This is a genomic window from uncultured Aquabacterium sp. (genome assembly GCF_947366995.1).
GTDB lineage: Bacteria > Pseudomonadota > Gammaproteobacteria > Burkholderiales > Burkholderiaceae_C > Aquabacterium.
On the sequence record NZ_CANBCC010000019.1, the window covers coordinates 49,065 to 58,333 of the forward strand.

General features: G+C 68.3%; 8 protein-coding genes and 1 pseudogene. 1 reads left to right on the plus strand and 8 read right to left on the minus strand.

Annotated features, from left to right (window positions below; translation table 11 throughout):
• Window positions 1-86: 86 nt before the first annotated feature.
• The 5 genes from Q0Z44_RS07495 to dapF form a co-directional block, all read right to left on the minus strand.
• Complete coding sequence (locus Q0Z44_RS07495) at window positions 87-1,178, minus strand: AraC family transcriptional regulator (protein ID WP_298011527.1); 1,092 nt, start codon at window positions 1,176-1,178, stop codon at window positions 87-89.
• 103 nt (window positions 1,179-1,281) lie between these two features.
• A complete protein-coding gene (locus tag Q0Z44_RS07500) occupies window positions 1,282-2,484 on the minus strand; it encodes a class I SAM-dependent methyltransferase (RefSeq protein ID WP_298011528.1) in 1,203 nt (400 codons plus the stop codon).
• Window positions 2,485-2,544: 60 nt separating this feature from the next.
• Complete coding sequence (locus Q0Z44_RS07505; RefSeq protein WP_298011530.1) at window positions 2,545-3,525, minus strand: tyrosine recombinase XerC; 981 nt, start codon at window positions 3,523-3,525, stop codon at window positions 2,545-2,547.
• A 2-nt stretch (window positions 3,526-3,527) separates the two neighbouring features.
• A complete protein-coding gene (locus Q0Z44_RS07510; protein WP_298011531.1) occupies window positions 3,528-4,220 on the minus strand; it encodes a DUF484 family protein in 693 nt (230 codons plus the stop codon).
• A 13-nt stretch (window positions 4,221-4,233) separates the two neighbouring features.
• Window positions 4,234-5,097 carry a diaminopimelate epimerase gene (gene dapF / locus Q0Z44_RS07515; protein ID WP_298011533.1) on the minus strand — a complete coding sequence of 288 codons (864 nt, stop codon included), beginning with the start codon at window positions 5,095-5,097 and terminating at the stop codon, window positions 4,234-4,236.
• A 148-nt stretch (window positions 5,098-5,245) separates the two neighbouring features.
• Here dapF and Q0Z44_RS07520 point away from each other — a divergent pair, with 148 nt between their 5' ends.
• Complete coding sequence (locus tag Q0Z44_RS07520) at window positions 5,246-6,451, plus strand: nucleotide sugar dehydrogenase (protein WP_298011534.1); 1,206 nt, start codon at window positions 5,246-5,248, stop codon at window positions 6,449-6,451.
• Here the strand turns inward: Q0Z44_RS07520 and Q0Z44_RS07525 are convergent.
• From Q0Z44_RS07525 to Q0Z44_RS07535, 3 genes and pseudogenes are all read right to left on the minus strand, one after another.
• Window positions 6,442-8,013, minus strand: coding sequence for a methyl-accepting chemotaxis protein (locus tag Q0Z44_RS07525; RefSeq protein ID WP_298011535.1), 1,572 nt, complete (start codon window positions 8,011-8,013; stop codon window positions 6,442-6,444). The genes Q0Z44_RS07520 and Q0Z44_RS07525 overlap by 10 nt on opposite strands.
• A 92-nt stretch (window positions 8,014-8,105) precedes the next feature.
• Window positions 8,106-9,020 (minus strand): lipid A biosynthesis acyltransferase, encoded by a 915-nt coding sequence (locus tag Q0Z44_RS07530; RefSeq protein ID WP_298011537.1) that lies wholly within the window; start codon window positions 9,018-9,020, stop codon window positions 8,106-8,108.
• Window positions 9,020-9,269, minus strand: a pseudogene (locus Q0Z44_RS07535) (lysophospholipid acyltransferase family protein); the annotation flags it as partial. The gene Q0Z44_RS07530 and the pseudogene Q0Z44_RS07535, both read right to left, overlap by 1 nt.

Here is a 9,269-nt window from a genome sequence, read left to right on the forward strand (position 1 = left end):
ACGCAAAAAGCCGGACATCGCACGTAAAACGTGCGCTATCTCTCGCCACAGCGTGAAAAGCGCGGGCCGTGTCGGCCCATCGCCCGTCAGCGCGGAATGAAGCGGCGGCGCAGCTGGCCGCTCGACGGGGGCGGCAGGCCCTGGGCGCGGCGGAACGTGCTGGGGGCCACGCCCTTCCAGCGGCGGAACGCCTCGATGAAGGTCGTGACGTCGGCATAGCCCAGGCGCTCGGCAATCTCGCCATGCGTCAGCCCGGCGGTGGCCATCAGTTCCTCGGCCAACGTCGAGCGCACTTCTTCCAGCAGCCCGCGGAAGGTGGCACCTTCGGCCGTCAGGTGGCGTCGCAGCGTGCGCGAGGTCATGCGCATCTCGGCCGCGATCTCCTCCATGTCGGGGATGTGGCCAGGGGTGCGCATCAGGCGGTTTCGCACCGTGGCGGCCACGCCGGTGCGGGCCTTGCGCGAGTCCACCAGCCGGCGGCACATCTGCTCGCACAGCTGCATGGTGTGGGTGTCGGCCTGGGGCAGCGGCACATGCAGCAGGCTGGCATCGAAGATGCCCGCATCACGCGACTGACCGAACTCGGGGCGGATTCCGAACAGCTCGGCGTAGGCGTTGGCCACCTCGGGCGCAGGCTCGGCGCGACGCATCTGGATGCGGCGGTAGGCCAGCGGGCGCCCCAGGATTTCACGCTGCAGCGTCACGGCCGCGGCGCGGTCGCGGTCCACGATGAACTGGCGCACGTCGGGCGGCAGGTGGTCGCTGTGATAGGTGACTTGCACGAGCTGGTCGTGCTGCTCGACGCTGTTCGTGGTGAGTGCGAAGGTCTGGTTCAGCATGCGCGAGGCCATGCTGACGGCGGCCCCCAGCGTCGGGCTGCTCAGCAGGGCGAAGCCCCACAGCCCGTACGTCGTCACGTGGTAGCGCGTGCCGGCAATCAGGCCCAGCGTGGGCAGGTGGGGCAGAGCGTGAAGCAGGTTGCGGATCAGTTGCACTTCCTGCAGCGCCTCGATCTCGGCGGCCGGGTCATCCAGCACGGCTCGGGTGATGCCCGTGTGCTGCAACATGGCGTCGACCCCGACCCCATGGTCGAAACCCAGCTGGGTGAGGACCCGCGCGGTGGCAACGCCGCGCCGAAAATCCCAGATGTTCCCTTTTGTTACCGCTTTTTGACTCATGAAACACTCACGACTCGCTGATTTAGTCAAATGATTATGCGGTGTCTACCCCCCGGGCCGGACGGGATTTGTACATAACCCTAACTAAAAGTCGAGCGGTCTTCTATTTCCGGACAATGGCCAGTCCTTTGAGGTACTCGCCCTCCGGAAACGTGATCGTGGTCGGGTGGTCCGCTGTGGCTTCCAGGCGCCGCAAAAGGTAACCGTCTGCTTGGGCGTCCAGCCCTGCGCCGGCCACGATCTTGTGGAACAGGTCGGCGCTGATGCCCCCCGAACACGAGAAGGTGAGCAGCAGGCCGCCCGGGTTCAGCAGCTTGAAAGCCAGGCGGTTGATGTCCTTGTAGGCGCGGCTGGCGCGGTCGGCATGGGCGGCGCTGGGCGCGAACTTCGGCGGGTCGAGCACGATGGCGTCGAAGGTGCGCCCCTCTTGAATGAAGCGACGCAGCGTGCCGTTCACGTCGGCATCCAAGGCGGTGTGGGCGCCGGCGTTGAAGCCATTGAGGGTGACGTGGGCCGTGGCGCGCGCCAGGGCCGGGCCCGACGAGTCGACGCTGGTGACCTCGGTGGCCCCGCCCGCCAGGGCCGCCACGCTGAAGCCGCCGGTGTAGCTGTAGCAGTTGAGCACCGTCTTGCAGCCCAGTTCGCGCACCAGGCGGGCAAACAGCCCGCGGTTGTCCCGCTGGTCGAGGTAGTAGCCGGTCTTGTGGCCCTCGGCCACGTCCAGCGTTAGCTTCCAGCCGTTCTCATGGATGGTCACTTCGGTGGGGCGGCGGCTGCCGTCCGGGGTCTCCGGGTGCCGCAGCCAGCCGGTCACGGGCTCGAGCCCTTCCAGCCCCCGCACGTTCGCGTCCGAGCGCTCGTAGACATACGGGCACCCGGTGGCGGCCACCAGGGCATCGGCGATCTGCTGTTTCCAGCGTTCGCTGCCAGTGCTCAGGAACTGCGCACTCAGCAGGTCGTCGTACTGGTCGACGATCAGGCCGGGCAGGCCGTCGGCCTCACCGTGGATCAGGCGGATGCCGTTGGAGTCGATGCCCAGGCGGCGACGCAGGGCCACGGCCTGCGCCACGCGGCGCAGGAAGAAGGCCGCGTCGATGCGTTCGGCCTCGTCGAAGCTCCAGGCCCGCACGCGGATCTGCGAGCTGGGGCTGAAGGCGGCCCAGGCCAGGAAACGGCCATCGTGCGCCTGCACCCGCACCGTTTCACCCGCATCGCCGCCGCCCTTGGCGATGCTGCCCTGGAAGACCCAGGGGTGTTGCCGCAACAGGGAGCGCTCTTTGCCATCGCGCAGCGTGATCGTCTTCATCGTGGGAACCGGGTGGGTGCAAAACCCGGATTGTCCCCCAGTGCCCCGCGGCAAGGGGGCTCAAGGCTTGCGGCGCGCGCGGGGGTGGGCCGCGTCGTAGACCTTGGCCAGGTGCTGAAAATCGAGCTTGGTGTACACCTGTGTGGTCGTGATGTGGGCGTGGCCCAGCAGCTCCTGCACGGCGCGCAGGTCACCGCTGGACTGCAGCAGGTGGCTGGCAAAGCTGTGACGCAGCATGTGCGGGTGCACGTGCGTGGGCAGCCCGGCCAACTGGGCCAGTTGCTTGAGCCGGTTGCGCAGCTGCATCGGCGTCAGGCGGGTGCCGAGCCGGCTCAGGAAGAGGGCGTTGTCCTGAGGCGCCGTCAGGCTCGCACGCACGTCCAGCCAGTGCCGCAGGGCCCGCAGGGCCGCGCTGCCGACCGGCACGCTGCGGCGCTTGTGGCCCTTGCCCAGCACGTGCGCTTCGGCGGCCTGCAGGTCGATCCAGCCAGCCGCCTGCGGGCTGGCGGCCACATCCAGCCCGATCAGTTCGGCGCTGCGCAGGCCGCTGCTGTAGAGCAGTTCGATCATCGCGGCATCGCGGGCGGCCAGCCACGGGGCCTCCCGTTCCTGACGCGCTGCGGCGGCGGGGGAGGCCGCCGTCGGCGGGCTGAGGCGCGGCGCCTGCTCGGCCAGCTGCACGGCCTGGTCCACCGACAAGGCCTTGGGCAGGGGTTTGGCGGCCTTCGGCGGTTTGATGCCATCGGCCGGGTTGACCTTCGCCAGGCCTTCGCGCCCCATCCATTTGAAGAGACCGCGCCAGGCGGCCAGCGTGATGGCCAGGCTGCGCGGGCCCAGCCCTTGGGCATGCAACCGGGCAATCCAGCCGCGCACATGGTGCGACCGCAGGGCGTCGAGCGCGAGGCCCTCCGGTTCGCACAGCGCCTCCAGGCGGGCGAAGGCATCACCGTACATCGCGAGCGTGCGCTCGGCCAGCCGGCGCTGCGTGCGCAGGTAGGCCACGTGCTGGGTGATCAGCGTGTGGCCCGGCGCGTCGCCCATGCTCAGTCCAGCAAGCGGCTGAGCGAGGCGCCGGCCACCTCGCCGACCTGCACGAGGAAGTCCACGCCCATGTCGGCCGTGTAGCGGGTGGCATCCGGCGAGCCGAGCACCAGCAGCCCGTAACAGGCGCCATCGCGGTGCAGCGGGATCAGCGCCAGCGAGGCCACGGTGCTGGCGTCGTCCAGCCACTTGGCGGCCTCGAAGCCGGCGTTGACGCCGCAGTAGGGCTGGCTCAGGCTGCCGGCAAAGCTGCGGGCGTCATCGCTGACGGGCTGCATGGCCGGCAGGGCGCCGGCGCGCTCGGCCAGCGTGGCCTGCACCGGGTGCGTGGTGGTGCCCCAGATGCGGACGGCCGCCTGCGGGATCAGGAACTGGTCCTGCAGGCCCCTGACCACGACATCGGGCAGTGCCGCATCGTCGTGGCACAGCAGCACGCTGCGCACCCACAGATGCAGGCGGTGCACGATGGCTTCGTTTTCCTGGCTCAGGCGGATCATGTCCATGATGCGCTTTTCGAGCCCGCGGATCTTGTCGCGAAGCATCTCCATCTGCCGCTCCTGCAGCGAGACGGCGCGGCTGCCGTGCGGGCTGCTGAGCTGGATGCTGGCCAGCAGTTGGGCGTGGCGTTCGAAAAACGCCGGTGTGTTCACCAGGTAGTTGGCGATTTCTTCTTCGGTGATGCCTTGCAGGGTCATGAGGGGAAGGGGTTCAGAGTGCGGGGACGTCGATTTCGCCGTCGAAGACCTTGACGGCCGGACCGGTCATGAGAACGGGCGTGCCGGGGCCGGCCCAGCGGATGGTCAGGCGGCCGCCGGGCATGTCGACGTCAACGGTCTCGTCCAGCCAGCCCAGCCGGATGCCGGCCACCACGGCGGCGCAGGCGCCCGAGCCGCAGGCCAGCGTCTCGCCCGAGCCGCGTTCGTACACGCGCAGGCGGATGTGGCCGCGGTTCACCACCTCCATGAAGCCGGCGTTCACGCGGCGCGGAAAGCGGCGGTGGCCTTCGATCTGCGGGCCGAGCTCGTCGACCGGGGCGTGTTCGGTGCTGTCCACGCGCATCACGGCGTGGGGGTTGCCCATGCTGACGACGGCGACTTCCACCGGGTGGTTGGCGAGTTCGATCGGCCACAGCTCGCAGCCGTTTTCCAGGCGCGGCGCGAGGCCCGTGCCGTCGAAGGGCACCTCGGCGGGCACCAGGAAGGGCGCACCCATGTCGACCGTGACGCGGCCATCGGCCTGCAGGCGCGGCTCGATCACGGCCTTGAGCGTTTGCACGCGGATCACGTCCTTCGACGTCAGCCCCGTGTCGTGCACGAAGCGCGCAAAGCAGCGGGCGCCGTTGCCGCACTGTTCCACCTCGCCGCCATCGGCGTTCATGATGCGGTAGGTGAAGTCGGTGCCGCGGGCGGCGTCGCCCGGCTCGACGATGAGAATCTGGTCGGCGCCGATGCCGAAGCGCCGGTCCGCCAGAAAGCGGTACTGGGCCGGGCTCAGGTCGATCGGGGCGCGGGTGGCATCGAGCACGACGAAGTCGTTGCCCGCGCCGTGCATCTTGGTGAAACGCAGCTTCATGCGCCCGATTATCCGCCCATCGCCCGCCCCCTGCTTGAGGGCACCCCAGAGGGAAACAGGGGGGGCGTCCAGGGCTCGCCGCACTGCAGCAAAGGAAGGCGGTTAGCATCGGCGCTGTGTCCATCCGCACCCGCTGCACCGAGCCAACATGAGCCATCCGTCGTCCACCCCGTCGCAACACGCTCCGTCGAAGATCGCCGTCGTCGGTCTCGGCTACGTCGGCATGTCCATGGCCGTGCTGCTGGCCCGCCAGAATCAGGTCACTGCGGTGGACGTCATGCCCGCCCGTGTGGAGATGGTCAACAACCGCGTCTCGCCCATTGAAGACGCCGACATCACCCGCTGCCTGCAGACCGAAAAGCTCGACCTGCGTGCCACCACGAATGCCGCCGAGGCCTATGCCGAGGCCGAATACGTCGTGATCGCCACGCCGACCGACTACGACGCCGACACCAACCGCTTCAACACGCGCAGCGTCGAAGCCGTCATCCAGGACGTGCTGGCCGTCAACCCGAAGGCGGTGATGGTGATCAAGTCGACCATCCCGGTGGGCTACACCGAAGAGGTCAACCGCAAGTTCAACACCAGCCAGGTGATCTTCTCGCCCGAGTTCCTGCGCGAAGGCCGGGCCCTGCACGACAACCTCTACCCCAGCCGCATCGTGGTGGGCGAGCGTTCGGCGCGCGCCGAGCGCTTTGCCGCGCTGCTCAAGCAGGCCTCGCTCAAGCCCGACGTGCAGGTGCTGCTGACCGGCTCATCGGAAGCCGAGGCGATCAAGCTGTTCGCCAACACCTACCTTGCGATGCGCGTGGCCTACTTCAACGAGCTCGACACCTATGCCCAGACGCACGGCCTGAACACCCGCGAGATCATCGACGGCGTGTGCCTGGACCCGCGCGTTGGCACGCACTACAACAACCCGAGCTTCGGCTACGGTGGCTACTGCCTGCCCAAGGACACCAAGCAGCTGCTGGCCAACTACTCGGCCGTGCCGCAGAACCTGATCGGCGCCATCGTGACGTCCAACACCACGCGCAAGGACTTCGTGGCCGACAGCATCCTGGCGCGCAAGCCGAAGGTGGTGGGCATCTACCGCCTCATCATGAAGGCGGGCAGCGACAACTTCCGCGCCAGCTCCATTCAGGGCGTGATGAAGCGCATCAAGGCCAAGGGCGTGGAAGTCATCCTGTACGAGCCGGTGCTGGATCAGGACGAGTTCTTCAACTCCAAGGTCATCAATGACCTCGCCGAGTTCAAGGCCCGCTCGGACGTGATCGTCGCCAACCGCATCGGCGCCGACCTGCAGGACGTGCTCGACAAGGTCTACAGCCGCGACCTGTTCGGTCAGGACTGATCGAGCCGGAAGCGCTGCACGGTCTTCGACAGGTCGATGGCCTGCTGGCGCAGGCTGTCGGCAGCGGCGGCCGATTGCTCGACCAGCGCGGCGTTCTGCTGCGTCATCTGATCGAGCTGCCCGACCGATTGCGTGACCACGCCGATGCCGGTGGACTGCTGGCGCGTGGCGTCGGCAATCTCGCTCATCGCCTGCGAGACGCGCTGGATGGACTCGACGATTTCGGTCATCACCGAGCCGGCCTCGCGCACCTTCTGCGAGCCCACCTCCACGCGGTCGACCGACTGACCGATCAGCGTCTTGATCTCGCGCGCGGCCTCGGCACTGCGCTGCGCGAGCGAGCGCACTTCGCCGGCCACCACGGCAAAGCCGCGGCCCTGTTCGCCGGCGCGCGCCGCCTCCACTGCGGCGTTCAACGCCAGGATGTTGGTCTGGAAGGCGATGCCGTCGATGACGCTGATGATGTCGGCGATCTGGCGCGAGGCCTCGGTGATCTGCTGCATCTGGGCGACCACGCTCTCGACGACCTCGCCGCCCTGCGCGGCGCGCTGGCTGGCGGTGTCGGCCAGGTGGTTGGCCACGCCGGCCGATTCGGCCGAGTGTTCCACGGTCTTGCTCAGCGTGTCCATCGACGAGGCCGTGGCCTGCAGGTTGGACGCGGTCTGCTCGGTGCGGTTCGACAGGTCCTGGTTGCCGGCGGCGATCTCGGTGCTGGCCGTCAGCATGCTTTCCGACGAACTGCGCACCGAAGCCACCATGTCGCGCAGGCCGGTCTGCATGGTGCGCATCGACAGCATCAGGTGGGCGATTTCGTCCTTGCCCCTCGGGTTGATCTCTCGGGTCAGGTCGCCATGGGCGATGGCTTCGGTGATCTCTTCCGCGCGGCGCAGCGGGCCGGTGATGGAGGCGATCGTCAGGCCCATCAGCGGCAGAAAGATCAGGCCCGGTGACAGCAGCAGCACCCACAGCAGGATGACGGTGTGGGTGGCGCTGTCGGCCGCGCGGTCACGCCGGGTCTCGGCCAGCTGGTTGATTTCCTTGTCGAGCTGCGTGACGGCCATCTCCAGCACGTCGGCCTTGGCGCGCGCGGCTTCGGTGGCCAGATAGGCTTCCCCCGGGGCGGTCAGGGCGTTGTCGGCCACCATCTGCAGCGTGGGTGCCAGCAGCTTGCCGTAACCGTCGAGCTGCTCCTGCAGCTTGCGCGACTGCTCGCGCAGCCCTTCACTGGGTGCCGATTCGAGCATGCGGGACATGGTCTGGCGTGTCTGCTCCAGCAGCTTCTGCCAGGCCTTGAACTCGGTCTCGGCCGAGACGGAATCCCCCGCGTTGATGATGGCGGCCTTTTCGTGGCCCCGCAGCCGCCCCATGTTGAGGGCGAGTTCGGCCATCGTCTGCGTGGCGGTGAACTCCTGCCGGGCGAAGCCGTCGAGCTCGCCCTTGAGGCCTTGCAGTTGCACCGTCATGCCGACGCCGACGATGGTGCCGATGCCCACCACCAGCGCCATGCAGGCCAGCAGGCGCGAGCGAATCGAAAAACCACGTAGCCACGTGATCCAAGCCATGGGTAGTCTCCATCTGTTCTGACCCGAACGATGAAGTGGTATCGGCAGGTACCACGGCGCCCTTGATGTGGGCTAACCCGCGGTTTGCACGGTCAATACAAGCCCGGTTGGCCCTCGGGGCGGGTCTTGAAGCGCTTGTGCACCCACAGGTACTGCGCAGGTTGCCGGGTGATCTCGCCCTCGATGTAGCGGTTGAGGGCGGCGGTGTCGGCCTCGGCATCGGGGGTGGGGAAACCAGTCAGCGGGGCCTCGAACCGCACGCGCCAGCCACGTCCGCCGGGCAGGATCTCGGCGATCACCGGCTGCACCACCATGTCCAGCATGCGCGCCAGCCGCGACGGCGCCAGCAGCGTGGCCGCCGGCACCCCGAAGAAGGGCACGAAGGCCGCATCCTTGGCACCGAAGTCCATGTCGGGCAGATTGAAGAAGCCCCGGCCCTGCTTCACGGCCTTGAGCAGCGGTTTGACGGAGTCGCTGCGCGGAAAGATCTCGGCGTTGCCGAAGCGCAGGCGGCCCCGGCGCATCAGCGCGTCCATCAGCGGGTGGCTCTGGGTCTGGTAGATCGACGCACCGGGACGCGCCTGCTTGAGCAGGATGGCGGCACCGGCCACATCCAGGCCCACGAAGTGCGGGCACAGCCACATCGTCGGACGGCCACTTTCCTGGAACACGCGTTCGGCCAGATCGATGTCGCCTTCGACGTGGATCAGCCGGCTCACCCGCGCGGGCGACGCCCACCACAGCACGGTGCGGTCGAGCAGGCTCTGCGTGAGCCAGCGGAAGTGCTGCTTGAGCAGCGCTTCGCGCTCGTCCGGCCCCATCTGCGGAAAGCACAGCTCGAGGTTGCGCAGGCCGATGCGGCGGCGTGATCCCGCCAGGTGGTACAGCGCCTCCGACAGCACCACAGCCAGCCCGGCCAGTACCGGCAGCGGCAGGAAGTGGAGCAGCCACAGCACGCCGATGGCGCTGCGGATGGCGGCCTCGCGGACGAACGTGCGCGCCCGCATCAGGCGGCGTCACCGGCGGTGCCGGCGCTGGACGAGGTCAGGATCTCTGCGCGGGGCGCCTTGTAGCGGTTGTAGCCCCACAGGTACTGCTCGGGTGCTTGCATGATCTGGTGTTCCATCAGCCGGTTCACGGCGGCGGCCGATTCTGCCGCATCGCCGCCGGCCAGTACCGCCTCGGTGTCCGGGGCCACGCGTTCGGCGTGCACCACATAGTCGCAGCCCAGCGATCGGCGCTGCGCGGCACCCAGC

What these genes read in the sequence shown, in the direction of transcription:
- dapF (WP_298011533.1), bottom strand. Translation starts at nt 5,097, where the DNA reads ATGAAGCTGCGTTTCACCAAGATGCACGGCGCGGGCAACGACTTCGTC.
- Q0Z44_RS07510 (WP_298011531.1), bottom strand. Translation starts at nt 4,220, where the DNA reads ATGACCCTGCAAGGCATCACCGAAGAAGAAATCGCCAACTACCTGGTG.
- Q0Z44_RS07525 (WP_298011535.1), bottom strand. Translation starts at nt 8,013, where the DNA reads ATGGCTTGGATCACGTGGCTACGTGGTTTTTCGATTCGCTCGCGCCTG.
- Q0Z44_RS07500 (WP_298011528.1), bottom strand. Translation starts at nt 2,484, where the DNA reads ATGAAGACGATCACGCTGCGCGATGGCAAAGAGCGCTCCCTGTTGCGG.
- Q0Z44_RS07495 (WP_298011527.1), bottom strand. Translation starts at nt 1,178, where the DNA reads ATGAGTCAAAAAGCGGTAACAAAAGGGAACATCTGGGATTTTCGGCGC.
- Q0Z44_RS07505 (WP_298011530.1), bottom strand. Translation starts at nt 3,525, where the DNA reads ATGGGCGACGCGCCGGGCCACACGCTGATCACCCAGCACGTGGCCTAC.
- Q0Z44_RS07520 (WP_298011534.1), top strand. Translation starts at nt 5,246, where the DNA reads ATGAGCCATCCGTCGTCCACCCCGTCGCAACACGCTCCGTCGAAGATC.
- Q0Z44_RS07530 (WP_298011537.1), bottom strand. Translation starts at nt 9,020, where the DNA reads ATGCGGGCGCGCACGTTCGTCCGCGAGGCCGCCATCCGCAGCGCCATC.